At 72.2% G+C, this 17511-nt stretch carries 17 protein-coding genes; 9 read left to right on the top strand and 8 right to left on the bottom strand.

What is annotated here, in order from left to right; all coding sequences use genetic code 11:
- Window positions 1–93: 93 nt before the first annotated feature.
- The gene (locus HNR23_RS04655) at window positions 94–882 is read right to left on the bottom strand and encodes a hypothetical protein (RefSeq protein WP_184073834.1); all 789 of its coding nucleotides are present in this window, start codon (window positions 880–882) and stop codon (window positions 94–96) included.
- Window positions 879–1412 (bottom strand): SigE family RNA polymerase sigma factor, encoded by a 534-nt coding sequence (locus HNR23_RS04660; protein WP_184079885.1) that lies wholly within the window; start codon window positions 1410–1412, stop codon window positions 879–881. Before HNR23_RS04660 ends, HNR23_RS04655 begins: the two co-directional genes overlap by 4 nt.
- A 421-nt stretch (window positions 1413–1833) precedes the next feature.
- Between HNR23_RS04660 and HNR23_RS04665 the strand changes: the two genes are divergently transcribed.
- The 6 genes from HNR23_RS04665 (at window position 1834) to era (ending at window position 6970) form a co-directional block, all read left to right on the top strand.
- Window positions 1834–2190, top strand: a complete 357-nt coding sequence (locus HNR23_RS04665) for an HIT domain-containing protein (protein WP_184073836.1) — start codon at window positions 1834–1836, stop codon at window positions 2188–2190.
- A 186-nt stretch (window positions 2191–2376) separates the two neighbouring features.
- A complete protein-coding gene (locus tag HNR23_RS04670) occupies window positions 2377–3477 on the top strand; it encodes a PhoH family protein (RefSeq protein WP_184073838.1) in 1101 nt (366 codons plus the stop codon).
- 62 nt (window positions 3478–3539) lie between these two features.
- A complete protein-coding gene (gene ybeY, locus HNR23_RS04675; RefSeq protein ID WP_184073840.1) occupies window positions 3540–4052 on the top strand; it encodes an rRNA maturation RNase YbeY in 513 nt (170 codons plus the stop codon).
- Window positions 4049–5464, top strand: coding sequence for a hemolysin family protein (locus tag HNR23_RS04680; protein WP_184073842.1), 1416 nt, complete (start codon window positions 4049–4051; stop codon window positions 5462–5464). The genes ybeY and HNR23_RS04680 overlap by 4 nt, the downstream gene beginning before the upstream one ends.
- Before the next feature lie 86 nt (window positions 5465–5550).
- The gene (locus HNR23_RS04685) at window positions 5551–5901 is read left to right on the top strand and encodes a cytidine deaminase (RefSeq protein WP_184073844.1); all 351 of its coding nucleotides are present in this window, start codon (window positions 5551–5553) and stop codon (window positions 5899–5901) included.
- A gap of 100 nt (window positions 5902–6001) precedes the next feature.
- Complete coding sequence (era, locus tag HNR23_RS04690) at window positions 6002–6970, top strand: GTPase Era (RefSeq protein ID WP_184073846.1); 969 nt, start codon at window positions 6002–6004, stop codon at window positions 6968–6970.
- Between the two features lie 92 nt (window positions 6971–7062).
- On the opposite strand, the gene HNR23_RS04695 is transcribed toward era, so the two are convergent.
- Window positions 7063–7893: an IclR family transcriptional regulator gene (locus HNR23_RS04695; protein WP_394353744.1), complete on the bottom strand. Its 831-nt coding sequence runs from the start codon at window positions 7891–7893 to the stop codon at window positions 7063–7065.
- Between the two features lie 314 nt (window positions 7894–8207).
- On the opposite strand from HNR23_RS04695, the gene HNR23_RS04700 reads away from it, so the two are divergent.
- The gene (locus tag HNR23_RS04700; protein ID WP_343070421.1) at window positions 8208–9506 is read left to right on the top strand and encodes a DUF6986 family protein; all 1299 of its coding nucleotides are present in this window, start codon (window positions 8208–8210) and stop codon (window positions 9504–9506) included.
- A 123-nt stretch (window positions 9507–9629) separates the two neighbouring features.
- Window positions 9630–11018, top strand: a complete 1389-nt coding sequence (allB, locus tag HNR23_RS04705; protein WP_184073848.1) for an allantoinase AllB — start codon at window positions 9630–9632, stop codon at window positions 11016–11018.
- A gap of 86 nt (window positions 11019–11104) precedes the next feature.
- On the opposite strand, the gene HNR23_RS04710 is transcribed toward allB, so the two are convergent.
- The 5 genes from HNR23_RS04710 to uraD form a co-directional block, all read right to left on the bottom strand.
- On the bottom strand, window positions 11105–12394 hold the full coding sequence (locus HNR23_RS04710; RefSeq protein WP_343070422.1) for a M14 family metallopeptidase: 1290 nt from the start codon (window positions 12392–12394) through the stop codon (window positions 11105–11107).
- Window positions 12395–12640: 246 nt separating this feature from the next.
- Entirely contained in the window at window positions 12641–13942 is a 1302-nt protein-coding gene (locus HNR23_RS04715) for a nucleobase:cation symporter-2 family protein (protein WP_246421586.1), read from the bottom strand.
- 507 nt (window positions 13943–14449) lie between these two features.
- Window positions 14450–15346, bottom strand: a complete 897-nt coding sequence (gene pucL / locus HNR23_RS04720) for a factor-independent urate hydroxylase (RefSeq protein ID WP_184073852.1) — start codon at window positions 15344–15346, stop codon at window positions 14450–14452.
- A 123-nt stretch (window positions 15347–15469) separates the two neighbouring features.
- Window positions 15470–15814 (bottom strand): hydroxyisourate hydrolase, encoded by a 345-nt coding sequence (gene uraH, locus HNR23_RS04725; RefSeq protein ID WP_184073862.1) that lies wholly within the window; start codon window positions 15812–15814, stop codon window positions 15470–15472.
- Window positions 15811–16347 (bottom strand): 2-oxo-4-hydroxy-4-carboxy-5-ureidoimidazoline decarboxylase, encoded by a 537-nt coding sequence (gene uraD / locus HNR23_RS04730; protein ID WP_184073865.1) that lies wholly within the window; start codon window positions 16345–16347, stop codon window positions 15811–15813. Before uraD ends, uraH begins: the two co-directional genes overlap by 4 nt.
- Before the next feature lie 300 nt (window positions 16348–16647).
- Between uraD and HNR23_RS04735 the strand changes: the two genes are divergently transcribed.
- Window positions 16648–17484, top strand: coding sequence for a hydroxypyruvate isomerase family protein (locus HNR23_RS04735; RefSeq protein WP_184073867.1), 837 nt, complete (start codon window positions 16648–16650; stop codon window positions 17482–17484).
- Window positions 17485–17511: the final 27 nt, after the last annotated feature.

Below are 17511 nucleotides of genomic sequence, written 5' to 3' on the forward strand. Positions count from 1 at the left end.
GCCAGGTCCCGCGGACGCGGGTGTACACCGGTGGGTGCCGCACCCGTATCCCCCATCCCCGCGACCCGCGGAGAACGGGGCCGCGGGGCGCGGTCAGACCTCGGGGGTGCCGGCCGTGGTCGTCGGTGTCGTCTCCCCGGCCGCGTCGTTCTCGCCCGTCCCGGCTCCCGAACCGGAGTCGGGTGACGGCGAACCGCCGTTGGTGTCGTCGCTCCCGCCGGAGCCGCCCTCGCCGGTCCCGGCCCCGCCGTCGCCGTTCCCGCCGCCGTTCCCGCCGTTGTCGGAGCCACCGCCCCGGTTGTCCCCCGGCTGGTCGGACCCGCCGGCCGGCACGCAGTCGGCCCGGTTCCGCTCCGCCTCCTGCCGGTCGTCGCGGGTGGCGCCGTCGCGGGGTGTGCTGGACGCGGGCGTGCGGCCGGGCGGGCAGGACGTGGTGGCGGCCGACCCGCCACCCGCCGTGCCGTCGTCCTCGCCGTCGCTCCCGGCCTCAGGGCCGGTCGGCGTCGGGTCGCCCGACGGTTCTCGGGAGGACTCCCCGGAGTCCTCCGGCTGGGGCGGTGTGATCCGATCGGCGGCCTGCCCGGGCCCGTTCGGCTCACCGGGCGCGCCGGTGTCGCCCGTCGGCGAGGTCAGCGCCGACGGCAGCAGCTGGTCGCGCACCTGAGGCGTTCCCACCAGTACCGAGCCGGCGATGAGCACCGCGGCCCCCACGGCCAGCACCGGGCGGATCCAGGGCAGACCGAAGGTCCACAGCGCCCTCCGCTGCTCGGTTCGGGCGCGGATCTTCTCCAGCCCTTCGGGTGAGGGCGTCACGGAATCGGCCTCGGCGCGCAGGACCGCGCGCAGGCGCTCTTCGAAGCCCTCGTCGTGTGGATCGGTCATGTCGTCTGCTCCAGAACCGTGCGGAGCGCGGCGATGCCCCGCGCGGTATGGCTCTTCACCGCGCCCCGGCTGATACCCATGGCGTCGGCGATCTGCGCTTCGGACAGATCACCGTAGTACCTCAGCACGATCGCTTCGCGCTGCCGGGTGGGCAGTCGGCGCAGGGCCTCGATCACAGCGGCGCGCTCCAGTTCGCCGAGCGCACCGTGCTCGGCGCTGGGGGCGTCGGGGAGCGCCTTGGGCGCGTGCTTCTCCACCACGGCCCGGTGCCGCAGGACCGAGCGGGCGCGGTTGACCACGGACTGGCGCAGGTAGGACAGCGCCTTGCCCGGGTCCCGCAACCGGCGCCAGGCGCCGTGCATGGCGACGAACGCGTCCTGGACGACTTCCTCGGCGGTCGCGTAATCGCGGACGAGCAGGGCGGCCAGCCGCACCAGGGGCCGGTAGTGCTCGCTGTACAGCTGAGTCACTGCTTGGTCGGCATCCCATCCGACCCTGGTCACCGCTGCGGTGGAGGCTCCCGCGACCATCGTTTCTGTCACGTCCGTTGGACGCGTGCCCTTGTCGCCGGGTTTACGAAAGGGCATGCCGGTTCTTCTCACCTGACTGTGTCGTCCGACCCTGGTGTGTGCCGGGAGGGGTCATCGGTTCCCTTCAGGCGTGGCTGTTCGCTGCGCCGTTACGGTCCGTAAGCGAAGCGACCATAGCAAAACCGGTGCGGCGTGGGCGAAGTCACGCGAAGCAACAGAATAGCCGTCTTCTCGGTGCCCCGGGGGCCGTAGCGGGCACCGCGTCCGGAGCCGCCCGTGCCCGTTCCGGCGGGCGACCCGCGCACACGCGGCCGTATCCCCGCGGAACGCCGGAGGGGAGGGACACGTCGGTCGCCGGAAATCGCTAGAGTTCGGAGTGGAGAAAACGCTCAGCCGTACGGGAGACGCCCAGGGAGGGCCGGTGGCCAGGACCGCATCCGACTGCCTGTTCTGCAAGATCGTCGCGGGCGAGGTGCCCGCCGAGATCGTGCGGAGCACGGAGCGCACGATCGCCATCCGCGACATCAACCCGCAGGCCCCCACCCACGTGCTGATGATCCCCCGCGACCACTACCCCGACGCGGGCGCGGTCGGCCGTGCCGACGCCGGGCTGATGGACGAGATGGCCCGGGAGGCGCACGAGGTCGCCGTCGCCGAGGGCGTCGCCGACACCGGCTACCGCCTGGTGTTCAACACGGGTGCGGGGGCCGGGCAGACCGTCTTCCACGTGCACGGCCACGTGCTGGGCGGGCGCGGCCTGGAGTGGCCGCCCGGGTAGTTCCTCCGCGCGGGTCGGCAGGGGCTCCGTTGATAGACTTCAACCGACGACAGCCTTCGCTGGGGCCTCTGCGATCACGCCACTGCGGCGCACCGGTCGCATCCCGACTCTCAGCCGGGGCACCCAGGCACCATGCAGCCCAACGGACGCGAGAGGTAGGGGCGAGACGGCCGCTAAGGCCACACCATGGTCGAATCAACACAACACAGCACCCAGGTCAAGATCGTGGTGCCCGAAGAGCACACGATGGTCAGCCTGCTGGGGTCGGGCGATGAGGTCCTGCGGGCGGTGGAGCGCTCCATCGACAGCGACGTCCACGTCCGCGGCGACGAGATCACCATCAGCGGGGGCCCCGAGGAGACGGCGGCGGCCGTGCGTCTGATCGAGGAGCTCATCGAGCTCGCCAAGAACGGCGCCCACCTCACCCCCGACGCCGTGGAGCGGACCCTGTCCATGCTCCGCTCCACGAGCGCGGAGCGCCCCGCCGACGTTCTCACGACGAACATCCTGTCCGCGCGCGGGCGCACCATCCGGCCCAAGACGCTCAACCAGAAGCGCTACGTCGACGCCATCGACAAGCACACGATCGTGTTCGGTATCGGCCCGGCCGGTACCGGAAAGACGTACCTGGCCATGGCCAAGGCGGTCAAGGCGCTGCAGAACAAGCAGGTCAACCGGATCATCCTGACCCGGCCCGCGGTCGAGGCGGGGGAGCGGCTGGGCTTCCTGCCCGGTACCCTCTACGACAAGATCGACCCGTACCTGCGTCCTCTCTACGACGCGCTGCACGACATGATCGACCCGGACTCCATCCCCAAGCTGATGGACGCCGGGACGATCGAGGTGGCGCCGCTGGCGTACATGCGCGGCCGGACCCTGAACGACTCCTTCATCATCCTCGACGAGGCGCAGAACACCTCGCCCGAGCAGATGAAGATGTTCTTGACCCGGCTGGGCTTCGGTTCCAAGATCGTGGTCACCGGCGATGTCACCCAGGTCGACCTGCCCAACGGGCAGTCCAGCGGCCTGCGCACCATCGAGCGGATCCTCGATGGCATCAACGACATCGACTTCTGCTGGCTGAACAGCAACGATGTCGTGCGGCACAAGCTCGTCAGCGCGATCGTCGACGCCTACGGGCGGTATGACCATGAACAGCGGAACCAGCAGGGCACGCAGCAGGCCACCACCCACCGCAGGGGCCGCTCCGGCGGCCGCCCGGGCTCCGCGCCCGCGCACGGCCGGTCCGCGGCGGGCGGCACCGACGGCGCCGCCGACGCCGGCTGACGCCGGCTGACGCCGGCGGTCGATCCGCACGAAGAAGAGCACAGATAAGGCGCGCTGAGTAGATGAGTATCGACGTCGCGAACGAATCCGGCGTCCCCGCGGATGAGGCGCGGCTGGCCCGGCTGGCCCGCTACGCCCTCGACGCGATGCGGATCCACCCGCTCGCGGAGCTGTCCGTCGTCCTGGTCGACGAGGAGCCCATGACCGAGCTCCACGTCCGCTGGATGGACGAGCCCGGGCCGACCGACGTGCTGTCGTTTCCCATGGACGAGCTTCGGCCCGGCAGCGGGGAGCGCACCTCCGAGCCGGGGATCCTCGGCGATGTGATCATCTGCCCGCAGGTGGCCGCGAAGCAGGCCGCCAAGGCCGGGCACGCCACCCAGGACGAGATCGACCTGCTGTGCACGCACGGCATCCTGCACCTGCTGGGCTACGACCACGCCGAGCCCGAGGAGCACCGGGAGATGTTCGGCCTGCAGGGGGAGATCCTGGCGGGCTGGCGCGGCCTGCTCGCGGCCGAGGCCGCCGGTACTCCGCCCGAGGAGAAGACGGACAGGGAAGACACGGACCGATGAGCGGAACCGGCTCCGCCGGCTTAGGGGACCTCCTCCTGGCGGTCGCCCCGCAGTCGGCCGGACCGGCGATCGCGGCCCAGGCCGCGATCCCGCCGGTCGGGGCGTTCACGGCCGCCGCCGTGTTCACCGTGCTCGCGGCGTTCTTCGTGAGCGCGGAGGTCGCGGTCACCCGTACCGCCCGGATGGGGGTCGGCCACCTCGTCGAGGCGGGGCGCATCGGCGCCCGGCGCCTGGAGGGCATCGCGGCCGACCCGGTGCGCCACCTCAACCTGGTGCTGCTGCTCCGGGTGGTCTGCGAGGTCCTGGCGGGGCTGGCACTGGCGGTCGGGTTCATCGGCAGGTTCGGCCTGGGCTGGACCGCCGTCGGGCTGACCGCTGTGGTGATGGTGCTGGTCGACTACGTCCTCATCGGGGTCACCCCGCGCATCCTGGGCCGCCAGTTCGCCGATTCCATCGCGCTGGCCAGCGCGGCCCTGGTGGCGCCCGCCGGCGTCCTGGTGGGCCCGCTGGAGCGTGTCCTGGTCCGGGTCGGCCGCGCGCTGACCCCGCGTGGCAAGGGCGACCGCGGGGGGCCGTTCAGCAGCGAGGACGAGCTGCGCCGGATGGTCGACCTGGCCGAGCGGGGGCACGTCATCGACGCCGAGGAGCGGCAGATGATCCACTCGGTGTTCAAGCTCGACGACACGTCGGTCCGCGAGGTCATGGTCCCGCGGACCGACATCCTGTTCGTCGACCGCGACGCCGTGCTGGACGACTGCCTCAGCCTCGCGCTGCGCAGCGGGTTCTCCCGCATCCCGGTGATCGGCGAGGACGAGGACGATGTCGTCGGCATGCTCTACCTGAAGGACGTGGCCGCGCGGATGCGTGAGCTGTGGGCCGACCAGGGTGCCGCCGCTGCGGTCGGGAAGCTCACCGCGGGCGACGTCATGCGCCCCGGCTACTACGTGCCGGACTCCAAGCCCATCGACGGTCTGCTGCGTGAGATGCAGCAGAAGCGCACGCACGTCGCCGTGGTGATCGACGAGTACGGCGGAACGGCCGGGCTGGTCACGATCGAGGACATCGTCGAGGAGATCGTCGGGGAGATCACCGACGAGTACGACGACGAGATCCCGCCGATCGAGCGGCTGGGCGAGGACCGGGCGCGCGTCACCGCGCGGCTGCCCCTGGGCGAGCTGGCCGAGCTGTTCGACGTGGAGCTGGACGCAGCCGATGTCGAGACGGTCGGCGGGCTGCTGGCCTACGCTCTGGGGCGAGTGCCGATCAGCGGTTCCCAGGCGGACTACGCTGGACTGCGGCTGACCGCCGAGGAGGCGGTGGGCCGCCGCAACCGGACCGCGACGGTTCTGGTGGAGAAGATCCCGGAGGAGGCGGCGCGGACGGACCGCGCGGACGGCTCCGTCCCCCACTGACGCCCCGCCAGGGTCCCGACCGCCCGACGGGTCCGCACGCACGACGAACGCCCGTTCCCACCGGTGACCGAAGGAGAAGCCGACCCGTGACCGACACCGCCCCCCCGGCACTCGACCCCGAGGACGAGAAACTGATCACGCTGGCCCGCGCCTCCCGTGCCCGCAGCGGGGCACGCGAGGGTGCGGCGGTGCGCGACGAGACCGGCCGCACGTACGTGGCCACCACCGTCGCCCTGCCCTCCCTGAAGCTGTCGGCGCTGCAGGCGGCCGTCGCGGCGGCGGTCTCCAGCGAGGCCGCGGCGCTGGAGGCGGCCGCCGTGGTCACCGACGCGGCCGAGCTCCCCGAGGCCGACACCGCGGCGGCCGCGGATCTGAAGACGGCGCTGCTGCTGCTGGCCGGCCCGGACGGCGTCCCACGGAGTATCACGCGCTCATGACGCCCGTCCGCCCGGGCGCCGCCCCTCGCCGAGGCGGGCGTGCGGCGCCCCGGGCGCGCCCGCGGTCCGAGCGCACCCCACGACAGGCGACACTGGAACCATGAACGACCTCGACCTTGAGAAGCTGCGCGTCCCGCTGGCCATGCCCGCCCACCCGGAGGGCTTCCGCAGCGGGTTCGCCTGCTTCGTCGGCCGACCCAACGTCGGCAAGTCGACACTGATGAACGCGCTGGTCGGGCAGAAGGTCGCGATCACCAGCAACCGGCCCCAGACCACCCGGCGCACGGTGCGCGGCATCGTGCACCGCGACGACGCGCAGCTGATCATCGTGGACACCCCCGGGCTGCACAAGCCGCGCACGCTGCTGGGCGAGCGGCTGGACAGCCTGGTGCGTTCGACGCTGGTCGAGGTCGACGTAATCGTGTTCTGCATCCCGGCCGACGAGCCGATCGGCCGCGGGGACACCTACATCGCCGGAGAGCTCGCCGCCCAGCGCGACACCCCGGTGGTGGCGGTGGTGACCAAGACCGACCTGGCCGACAGATCGCAGGTCGGCGAGCAGCTGATGGCGGTGGACCGGCTGGGGGAGTGGGCGGACATCGTCCCGGTCTCGGCCGACGGCGGCTTCCAGCTCGACACACTCACCGACGTGCTGTGCGGCCACCTGCCGGAGGGGCCGCCGCTCTACCCGGACGGCGACCTCACCGACGAGCCCGATGAGATGCTGGTCGCCGAGCTCATCCGGGAGGCCTCGCTGGAGGGGGTCCGCGACGAGCTGCCGCACTCGATCGCGGTGGTGGTGGACGAGATGGCGCCCCGCCCCGACACCGCGCCGGGCAGGGAACTCGTCGACATCTACGCCTCGCTGTATGTGGAGCGCCCGAGCCAGAAGGCCATCGTCATCGGAGCCAAGGGCGCACGGCTGCGCGAGGTCGGCACCACGGCGCGCAAGCAGATCGAGGCGCTTCTGGGCAGCAGGGTCTTCTTGGACCTGCGTGTGCGCGTCGCCAAGGACTGGCAGCGCGACCCCAAGCAGCTGCGCAGGCTCGGCTTCGACCAGCAGACCTGACCCCGGGGCGCCGCCGCGCCCGCCACCGTTCTTCCGCCCCACCCGGCCTCGTCGCCGGGTGGGGCGCGGCGCGTCCGCGCCGCCCGGGCGGTTCAGTTCTGGTGGTTGAGGTCGGCGGCCAGCGCACCTGCGGTGCGCTGCACGATCGGCGCGGCCTTCTCGACGAAGTCCCAGCTCACCCGGGATTCGGGGCCGGAGATGGAGACGGCCATCATGGCCGGGCCCCCCTGCACCCCGACGGCCAGGCAGCGTACGCCGATCTCCTGTTCGCCGTCGTCGATGGCGTAGCCGCGTCCGCGGATCTCGGCGAGCTCGGTGGCGAACGCCTCTGGGGTGGTGATGGTGCGGTCGGTGGCGGCCGGCATGCCGGTGCGCCGCACGGTCGCCAGGGCCTCGGCCTCGGGCAGCTGGGCCAGCAGGGCCTTGCCCACCCCGGCGGAGTGCGGCAGCACGCGCCGCCCCACCTCGGTGAACATGCGCATGGCGTGCGGGGAGGGAACCTGGGCCACGTAGACGACTTTGTCGCCGTCGAGCATCGCCAGGTTCGCGGTCTCCCCGAGGTCCTCGACGAGCTGGGAGAGGTGGGGCCGGGCCCAGGTGCCGAGCATGCGGGAGGCGCTCTCGCCCAGGCCGATGAGGCGGGGGCCCAGGGCGTAGCGCCGCGACGGCAGTTGGCGGACGTAACCGTTGCCGACCAGGGTGCGGATGATCCGGTGGATGGTGGGCAGGGGCAGGCCGGAGGCATCGGCGAGCTCGCTCAGCGAGGTCTCCCCGCCCGCGTCGGCCATGATCTCCAGCAGCGCGAAGGCCCGGTCCAGCGACTGGACCCCGCCTGCGCGCGTACGGGGGCCGGACGCCAGGGCGTCCGGGGCGGTGCTGTCGGCGGCCTCGGTGCCGCCGGCCGCGGTCTGTGACGTTGCCAAGGGTCTCCAGCTCCCAACACGTGGCCGCTCCGGCCGGTCGCCGTACCGGGCGGTCACACTCTTCGGAGTTCTCATTCTGCGATACGGAAGCAGTGGAGGGTACCCGTCCGGGGGTCCCCGGAGCCGCACGGAGCCGCACGGTGGTGCCGACGGTGCCGGTGGTGGCCCCGGTACATCACTGTCTCCGCTGCTTGCTCTTGTTCTTCCGAATTGTAGAAGTTAGTGTCCGCTATATAGAAGCACTCGGATCGGGATTCTGTAGGGGCAGCCCGGCCGTGACCAACCGGACTGACCGACGGAAAGGGTCATCAGCAGTGGGTACGCAGGGTTCTCCGCACCGCGGTGCGGACCTGGCCGGTATCGGCCTGGCCGATCTGAACGCCGCCCTTGACAGGCGGCTCGCCGACGCCGACGCGCGGCTGCTCCGGGACTACCCCGGAGACCGGGGGCGGCGCCAGCCGGTCCACACCGTCTACATCCCCGCCGACCGCATCCGCCCCGGAATCGCGCCGACCTGGGGCGAGGCGGCCGCCCAGGTCCTCCGCGAGACCGCCCCCGACGCCGCGGAACTCGCCGCCGCCACCGGCCTGGCCCCGGAGATGGTGGCCGACTGCCTCCCCCGCGTCCTGGACAAGCTGCGCACCGAACCCGTGGAGGACCTCAGGATCGACCTGGAGGACGGCTACGGCACCCGTTCGGACGCCGAGGAGGACCGCCACGTCCGGGAGTCCGCCGCGGCGCTCTGCGCCGACCTGGAGTCGGGCGCGGCCCCGCCCTACGTCGGCATCCGGATGAAGGGCATGGAGGCCGCGGGGCGGCACCGCGGAATGCGCACACTGGCCATGTTCATCGCCGAGGTGCTGGAGCGCGCCGGCGACCTGCCCGACGGCTTCGCCCTCACCCTGCCCAAGATCACCGCGGTCGAGCAGGTCGAGGCGATGGCGTGGGTGGCCGAACAGCTCGAACCGCGGTTCGGCCTCGACGAGGGGCGGCTCCGCTTCGAGCTGCAGATCGAGACGCCGCAGTCGGTCCTCTCCGCGGACGGCGCCGCGGCCGTGGCCCGGATGGTGCACGCGGGCGCCGGGCGCGTCAGCGCCCTGCACTACGGGACCTACGACTACAGCGCCGCGTGCGGGGTGGCCGCCGCCCACCAGAGCATGGCCCACCCGGTGGCCGACCACGCCAAGGCGGTCATGCAGCTGGCCGCCGCCGGAACCGGGGTGTGGCTGTCCGACGGCTCCACCAACGTGCTGCCCGTGGGCGCCCCCGAGGAGATCCGTGCGGCCTGGAAGCTGCACGCCTCGCTGGTCCGCCGCTCCCTGGAGCGCGCCTTCTACCAGGGGTGGGACCTGCACCCGCACCAGCTCCCCACGCGCTACCTGGCCACCTACGCCTTCTACCGGGAGGCCTTCGCCCCGGCCGCCGACCGCCTGCGCGCCTACCTCGGCTCCCAGGGCGGGGGCGTCCTCGACGAACCGGCGACGGCCCAGGCCCTGGCCGGCACCCTGGCCCGCGGGCTGAACTGCGGCGCCCTGGACACCGCCGAGGTGGAGAAGGCCACCGGCGCGAGCGCCGCGGCCCTGCTCTCCCTCGCCCGCCGCCGCGTCGGCTAGCCGACCCCCTGGACTCACCCCCCTCCGTTGATCTCGGAGATATCGGGGCCTTACCGGCGAGTATCACCCCGATATCTCCGAGATCAACGGAGGGCCATGGACTGAGGAGTGGAATCACCGGAGATGACCGGACGACACGACTACGACCTGGTGATCCGCGCGCGGCGCGCGATCACCGAGACCGGCACCGCCACTGACACCGCCACTGACACCGCCGCGGCCGAGCGCCCCGCGGCCGTCGGGGTGCGCGACGGGCGGATCGCCGCCGTCGCGGAGTACGGCGCGGCGATGAGCGCCGAGCACATCGCCGAGCTCGCCGACGACGAGGTACTGCTCCCCGGCCTCGTCGACAGCCACGTGCACGTCAACGAACCCGGTCGGACCGAGTGGGAGGGCTTCGCCACCGCCACGCGTGCCGCCGCGGCCGGGGGCGTGACCACGATCGTGGACATGCCGCTGAACAGCGTCCCGCCCACCACCACGGTCGCGGGCCTGGACGCCAAGCGCGCGGCCGCCGACGGCCAGGTGGCCGTCGACGTCGGATTCTGGGGCGGCGCCGTCCCCGAGAACACCGGCCCGGACACCTCCGCGGAGCTGCGTGCCCTCCACGAACAGGGCGTCTACGGATTCAAGTCCTTCCTGTCGCCCTCCGGCGTGGAGGAGTTCGGCCACCTGAGCCCCGAGGAGTACCGCAGCGCCGTCGCCGCGATCGGCGCGCTCGGGGGGACGATCATCGTGCACGCCGAGGACCCCGGCGTGCTCGACGCCGCCCCGCAGGCCCGGGGCCGGGAGTACGCCTCCTTCCTCGCCTCCCGCCCCGACGAGGCCGAGCACGCGGCGATCCGGCTGGTCATCGACACGGCGCGGGCCACCGGCACCCGCTCGCACATCCTGCACCTGTCCACCGCGACGGCGCTGCCGCTGATCCGGGAGGCCAGGGAGGACGGGGTCCCGCTGACCGTCGAGACCTGCCCGCACTACCTCACCATCGCCGCCGAGGAGGTGCCGGCCGGGGCGACCCAGTTCAAGTGCTGTCCGCCCATCCGCGGCGCCGCCAACCGCGACGCCCTGTGGCGGGCGCTGGCCGACGGCCTGATCGACTGCGTGGTCAGCGACCACTCGCCGAGCACGCCCGACCTCAAGCACCTGGGCACCGGCGACTTCGGCACGGCGTGGGGCGGGGTGTCGGGCCTGCAGGTGGGGTTCGCGGCCGTGTGGACCGAGGCGTCGGCGCGCGGCTTCTCCCTGGCCGACGTGGTGCGGTGGATGGCGCGGAGCCCCGCCGAGATCGCGGGTGTGGCCGGGAAGGGCCGCTTGGCGGTGGGGTACGACGCCGACTTCGCCGTGGTCGCCCCCGAGGAGCTCACCCGCATCGACGCGGCGACCCTGCAGCACCGGAACCCGATCAGCGCCTATGACGGCCGCGAGCTCAAGGGCGTGGTCCGCCGGACGTGGCTGCGCGGCGCACCTGTCGACCCGGACGCGCCGCGCGGGCGGCTGCTGCGCCGTTAGCCGGCGCAGCCGTCGGGCACGGCACACGGCCCCGGACGCTCGCGTCCGGGGCCGCAGAGTGATCATGGGGTTATCGGGTCAGGGTGTCAGCCGCAGTACTCCGCCTCCTTGCCGATGACGCGCTGCGGGCAGTCGGCGTACTCCAGGAACTGCAGGACCGCCTCGCGGTTGCGGGCGGTCTCCCGGGGGATCACCGAGGCCGGCGGGTAGAAGCCGCCCCCGGCCGCGCTGCGCGGGTACATCTCGAAGGTGTAGTTGAAGATCCGCTGCTCACCCCAGAGCCAGTCGTTGATGGTCCCGTCGGTGATGTAGAGGTCGCTGGACTGCTGCGGGGTGTAGCCGTTGGTCCGGGCCATGAGGCGGCCGAGCTCGGCGTGGGTGTCGTACTCGTCCCGGGACATGCCGGGCTCGACCTCGTTGTAGGTGTAGCCGTAGGGCCACAGGATCAGTTCGCCGTAGGTGTGCCAGTCGATGGCGGTCGTGATCCGCTGCTCGCCGTCGACCACCCGGCTGCGCACGAAGTCGGCGACGGCCTTGACCTCGGGCGCCGACTCCGGGGCGGAGCCGCGGTAGACGATGGAGGAGGGCAAGCCCGACGAGCCGCGGCAGCAGCCCCAGTTGTAGTCCCAGTTGCGGTTCATGTCGGTGCCGATGGCGGTGGTGCGCGGGTTGGGCTGGCGGTTCTTGCGCCAGTGCCGGTAGCTGCCCGTGGCGATGTCGTACTCGCTGCCGTCGGGGTTGACGTTGGGCAGGATCCAGATCACCCGGCTGTCGAGGAGCCCGGTGATGCGCGGGTCGCTGCCGTAGCCCTCGGTGAACAGGTCGAGGAGGTAGACCGCCATCTCGACGGTGAGATGCTCCCGGGCGTGCTGGGAGTGGGTGAACAGGACCTCGGGCTTGTCCTCGTCGGCCTTGACGTCGGAGCTGATCCTGACGGCCATGAGGTCGCGGCCGCGGTAGGAGGAGCCGATCACGGACTTCGTCGCGATGTCGGGGTGCTCGGCGACCGTCCGGTCGACGACCTCGGTCAGCTCGGTGAAGTTGTGGTAGTCGGAGTCCTCCGGCGGGAAGTCCTGGAGGCCCGGGGCGTCCGAGGGGCTCGGGTCGGGGAGCTCGACGAGGTCGTAGCCGAGGTCCGAGACGGCGTCGGCCCCGGCCGGGTCGGCGGTGATGTGTACCGAGTCCGCGCCGACCTGGTCGATGGCGACCCCGGTCGCGGCGACCTCGGTGCGCTCCTGCGGGGTCGAGGGGCCGTGGACCGCGTAGCGCTGGGGCGGGCCGTCCGCGGCGGACTCGGCGGCGCCGACGGTGGGAACGGCGGTGCTGATCACGAGGGGGATGAGAGCGGCGGGGATGAACAGTTTGCTCCGTCGCACAGTGCCTCCTGTGGGGGAAGAGGGGGAGGTGAGGCGCTGAACTGCACTGCCCATTGGAGGGAGGCGGGAGGGAATCGTCAATACGTGGACAAGTCGGATGTGCCGGGGGTGGGTGCGGTCACATCCGGCCTTCGGCAGGTAGGACCTGTCACGGCGGGCGACGGCGCGACCACACCGTGGCCACATCCGGCCAGATCGGCGGTGAGGGGTTGCCAACCCGCCCACCGCCGACGCGGTCTCCTGCGGCTATGCCGTCCTGGACGGCTGAGCGGCTGTGCCGTCCCTTGCCTCGTCCCCTGGCGGCCGAGTGGCGCGGCGCCGCCCGCCGATGATGTGGAAGCACAGGTTCAGCACGATCGCGCTGAGTGCGGCGGCGACGATGCCCGAGTGCAGGACCAGCGCGATGGTGGGCGGGAACCCCTCGTAGAAGCCCGGCGCCGCGAGGGGGATGAGCCCGAAGCCCAGCGATGTGGCCACGATGATCAGGTTGAGGCTGTCGGAGTAGTCGACCCGGCCCAGAGCCCGGATCCCGCTGGCCGCCACGGTGCCGAACAGCACCAGCCCGGCGCCGCCCAGCACCGGCATCGGGATGGCCGCCACCACCCGGCCGAGGACCGGGAACAGCCCGAGCGTCAGCAGGATGCCGCCGCCCGCGGCGACGACGTAGCGGCTCCTGATCCCGGTGAGCGCGAGCAGCCCGATGTTCTGCGTGAACGAGCTGCCCGGGGTCGCGTTGAAGATCGGGCCGATCAGCGAGGCGCTGACGTCGGCCCGCAGCCCGGCCGCGATGCGCTTCGCGTCGAGCCTGATGCCGGTGACCTCGCCGGCGGCGATGAGGTCGGAGACGCCCTCGGTGAGCACCACCAGCATGATGACGCACATGGTGAGGATGGCCGCCATCTGGAACTCCGGCGGCCCGAAGTGGAACGGCGACCCCGGCGAGAACACGGTGCCCTCGCCGACCCGGCTGAAGTCCACCCGTCCGAGGGCCGCCGCGACGAGCGTCCCGCCGAGGATACCCAGCAGCACGGCGGTCCGGCCGAAGATGCCCGGCAGCACCCGGGAGAACAGCAGCACCAGGGCGAGCGTCACCGCGGCCAGGGCGAGGTCGCCCATGGCGGGGACGGGCGTCTCCTCCCCGCTGACGATCGCGGTGTTGCCGTCGATGATCCAGCCCACCGCGACGGGCATCAGGGACAGCCCGATGACGGTGATGATGGTGCCGGTCACCACGGGCGGGAAGAACCGGACCAGCTGCCCGAAGAACGGGGTGAGGCAGAGCGCGAAGACGCCCCCGGCCAGCGAGGCGCCGAACACCGCGGGCAGACCCGCGTCGGCGGCGATGCCGGTCATCGCGCCCACCGGAACGAAGGAGGCGGCGACCACGATCGGCATCTGCGCGCCGATGGTCCGGTGGCCCAGCGTCTGGATGAGGGTGGCGATGCCCGCCATGATCAGCGCGCCGCTGACCAGGACGCCCATGCCGACGGTATCGACTCCGGCGGCGCCGCCGAGGATCAGCGCGGGGGCGACCGCTCCCGCGTACATGGTGATGATGTGCTGCAGCCCGTAGACGAGCGTCTGCCGGGCGGGCAGCTTCTCGTCCTCGGGTCGGGGGGGGCGCGGGTCCGTCCGCGGACGGGTGATCGGGTGACCCGGGCTCCGGGTCGTTCGCGGTGGCGATTGTTTCGGCCGAGTCGTCCTTGCCGGACTTCGAGAATCTCATGCCGGTTTCCAGCCCCTTGCGCTCGGTGCTGCCCGGTCCCGATCACCGGTGGGGGACCTCGGCCGGTGGGGGATCGGGCCGTTCGGTTGGTCGGGCACTGCGGGGGCACCGAGGCGGAAGTACCGGTGGGAGCCGGCGCTCGGCGCCCGTCGTCGCGAGCGTGCGAACTCACGGGAGGTGGACGTGCGGGATCGGAGACGCCGGGTGACGTCTGCGGGGGTGGGGGAGAAGGGAGTCGGAGGCGGGTGCGACGGCGGACGGCAGGGGCCGGGGCGAGGCCTGCCCCTGCTGAAGGGGGCCCGGGCCGGGGCCGCCGTCCGCCGCGGCGGCTACACGAAGCCGGGGACCGTTTCCCAGGCGCGGCCGGCGTCGGGGGCGTCGTCGCGCTCGACGGCGGCCTCGATCTTTCCGTAGGGGCGGTCGGCCGCGTAGAACACCTCGTTCGGGTTGTCCAGCCCGAAGGGGGAGAGGTCGACGAGGAAGTGGTGGTTGTTCGGCATCGAGAACCGGATCTCGGCGATCTCCGGGTGTGCCTCCAGCACCGCCTTGCCCATCTCGTACAGCGTCTGCTGCAGGGCGAGGCTGTGCGTGGTCGCGAACGCCTCCAGCAGGATCGCCCGGACCGACGCGTAGGTCGTGTCCCAGTCGACGGCGGTGCCGATGTAGCGCCAGCGGGCGGTGACGTCGGTGGCCAGGATCCGGTCGGTGGTCTCCCGCAGTGTCGTGTACTTCGTCTTGGGGTAGCCGTGGAACTCCGAGCCGGTGGACTTCAGCACGGTCAGGCCGTGCAGGCCGGAGACGACCCACTCCTCGGCGCCGTCCTTGGTGACGACCGTCGTGCGGGTTTCGCCCCCGGAACGGACGAAGGAGTGGTCGTGCGGGCCGTCGGCGGTGTCGATGCGGTCCCAGCCGTACTCCTCGATCTCCTCGCGGGCGCCGCGGACGCAGTCGTGTTCGTCGACGAAGTGCCGGGCGAGCAGGAGGGCGAAGTCCTCGATGGCGCCGACGCCGCCGTTCTCCTTGGCGAAGGCGTAGACGGTGTTCTTCTGCGTGTCGGTGGGCAGGCAGTTGGCGTTGTCGCCCTCGACGTGCACGGCCTCGAAGTCGCCGCGCAGCTGTGAGGTGACGCTGATGTCCTTGACGCGGTGGACGTCGGTGCCGCGGTCGATGTGGACCAGGCGTACCTCGGCCTTGCCGTACTGGTTGTCTCCGAGTCGGATTCCCACGTGGGGTCAGCTCCATTCGGTGTGAGTGAAGTCAGTACCTGGTGCGCCCGAGGGAGGACCGCTGGTCATGCGGAAGGACCTGTCACGCACTCGAAGAGGAAGAGGGCCGGGGCCGTGGGTCGTCTAGCTCCCCCTGTAGGTCGAGAAGGCGAACGGGCTCAGCAGCAGCGGCACGTGGTAGTGCGCGCCGGCGTCGCTGAGGTCGAAGACCACGCTGACCTCGGGGTAGAACCCGCGCTGCCCGGTGCGGTCGAAGTAGTTCGCGGTGTCGAAGGTGACCCGGTAGATCCCGGCGGGCAGCTGCTCGGGGCCGAAGTCGGGGATGCGGCCGTCGTCATCGGTCGCGCCGGTGGCGACGGGTGTCCAGGAGGTGCGCTCCGCGTCGGCGGCCGCCTCCAGCCGTACCGGCACCCCGGCCGCGGGGCGGCCCAGCGCGGCGTCCAGGACGTGTGTGGTCACGTGGCTCATGATCCGTCCACTACCTTTCCGACGCGCACGAGCGCGATCTTGCGGAACTCGTCGGCGACGACGCGGGTCTCGGCGGCCGGGTCGTTGTCCATGCGGCGCTTGAGGTCGTCGAGCAGCTCCTGGCTGGAGCGGCCGCTGGCGCAGACGAGGTAGATGTGGCCGAACCGGGCCTCGTACGCGGCGTTGGCGGCCCGGAACGCGGCCTCGGCGTCGGCGCCGGCCGCGGTGACGGCGGACTGCTCGCCGCGCGACCACCGCGACTCGGTGTCGGTCCCCTGGGCGCGCTCGCCGATGCGGGGGTGCCGGGCGATCGCGGTGCGGACCTCGTCGTCGGTCATGCCCCGGGCGTGGGTGTCGGCGGCGGCGAGCAGCGCCTCGCGCGAGGCGAAGGGGCGCTCGGCCGCCAGGGCGCGAACCCAGCGGTCGACGTCGAGGCAGCGCGCGAACTCGGTGTGGAACTCCGCGGGGGGCAGCGCGTTGACGCGCGCCAGTCCGGGGTCGCTCACCGCCTCTCCGGGGGTGCTGTCAGGCATGTACGTCTCCAGTGGGAGGTGGCGGCGGCCACCTCCGTGTTTCGGTCAGATTTCGTAGTGCAGAAACTTCCTTCTACATGTCGGACTGTAGCTCTGATCACAGTGCTGTTGTCAAGATTCCGCCGCGTCCGATTCCGGCGCCGCCCGCCCGCCGCCGACGGGGAGCCGGGCGGGTGGTTGACAAAGCCCGCGGCGGCGGCGCACACTCAAATCATTCCTTCAAGTGAAAACTAGTTTCCGCATAATGAAATAAACGATCTGGTTCGCATCTGATCCCAGCCCCCGTCAAGGAGACGACACATGAGCCACGCACGGCGCCCCGCACCGGGCGGCGCACCGGGGCACACGCTGCGCTACACCGTGAACTGCTCGCTGCTGTTCACCGAGCTGCCGCTGCTGGAGCGCCCGGCCGCGGCGCGCGCGGCGGGGTTCGACGCCGTCGAGTTCTGGTGGCCGTTCGAGAGCGCGGTGCCCGCGGACAAGGACGTCGAGGCCTTCATCGCGGCCCTCGACGACGCCGGCGTCCACCTCACCGGCCTCAACTTCTTCGCCGGGGCGCTGCCCGGCCCCGACCGCGGGGTCCTCTCCCGACCCGACCGGGTCGGCGAGTTCCGCGACAACATCGACGTCGTCCTCGGCATCGCCGAACGCACCGGAACCCGGGCCTTCAACGCGCTCTACGGCCTGCGCCAGGAGGGCGTCGACCCGGCCGAGCAGGACCGCCTCGCCCTGGAGAGCGTGCTCGCCGCCGCCGCGGCCGTCGCGGCCGTCGACGGGACCGTCCTCATCGAGCCGATCAGCGGCGCACCGGACTACCCGCTCACGACCGCCGCGGACGGGCTGGCCTTCGTGGCCAGGGCACGCGCCGCCGGTGCGCGCAACGTCGCCCTCCTCGCCGACTTCTTCCACCTCGCGGTCAACGGCGACGACGTCGCCTCGGTCGTCCGCGACCACGCCGCGGATTTCGGGCACATCCAGATCGCCGACGCCCCCGGCCGCGGCGAACCCGGTACCGGAGAGCTTCCGATCCACGCCCTCCTGGCCGCGGCCCAGGCCGGCGGCTACGGCGGCCACGTCGGCCTGGAGTACAAGCCGACCGTCCCCAGCTCCGACAGCTTCGGCTGGCTGCGCGCCTGACCGGCCGACCGACCCGCGCCGCACCGG

The sequence above is a fragment of the Nocardiopsis mwathae genome (assembly GCF_014201195.1).
In the GTDB taxonomy this organism is placed as follows: domain Bacteria; phylum Actinomycetota; class Actinomycetes; order Streptosporangiales; family Streptosporangiaceae; genus Nocardiopsis_C; species Nocardiopsis_C mwathae.

Coding starts and splice junctions, on each gene's coding strand:
- HNR23_RS04655 (WP_184073834.1), bottom strand. CDS start 882: ATGACCGATCCACACGACGAGGGCTTCGAAGAGCGCCTGCGCGCGGTC.
- HNR23_RS04660 (WP_184079885.1), bottom strand. CDS start 1,412: ATGGTCGCGGGAGCCTCCACCGCAGCGGTGACCAGGGTCGGATGGGAT.
- HNR23_RS04670 (WP_184073838.1), top strand. CDS start 2,377: ATGGTCGAATCAACACAACACAGCACCCAGGTCAAGATCGTGGTGCCC.
- ybeY (WP_184073840.1), top strand. CDS start 3,540: ATGAGTATCGACGTCGCGAACGAATCCGGCGTCCCCGCGGATGAGGCG.
- HNR23_RS04680 (WP_184073842.1), top strand. CDS start 4,049: ATGAGCGGAACCGGCTCCGCCGGCTTAGGGGACCTCCTCCTGGCGGTC.
- era (WP_184073846.1), top strand. CDS start 6,002: ATGAACGACCTCGACCTTGAGAAGCTGCGCGTCCCGCTGGCCATGCCC.
- allB (WP_184073848.1), top strand. CDS start 9,630: ATGACCGGACGACACGACTACGACCTGGTGATCCGCGCGCGGCGCGCG.
- HNR23_RS04715 (WP_246421586.1), bottom strand. CDS start 13,942: ATGTACGCGGGAGCGGTCGCCCCCGCGCTGATCCTCGGCGGCGCCGCC.
- uraH (WP_184073862.1), bottom strand. CDS start 15,814: ATGAGCCACGTGACCACACACGTCCTGGACGCCGCGCTGGGCCGCCCC.
- uraD (WP_184073865.1), bottom strand. CDS start 16,347: ATGCCTGACAGCACCCCCGGAGAGGCGGTGAGCGACCCCGGACTGGCG.
- HNR23_RS04735 (WP_184073867.1), top strand. CDS start 16,648: ATGAGCCACGCACGGCGCCCCGCACCGGGCGGCGCACCGGGGCACACG.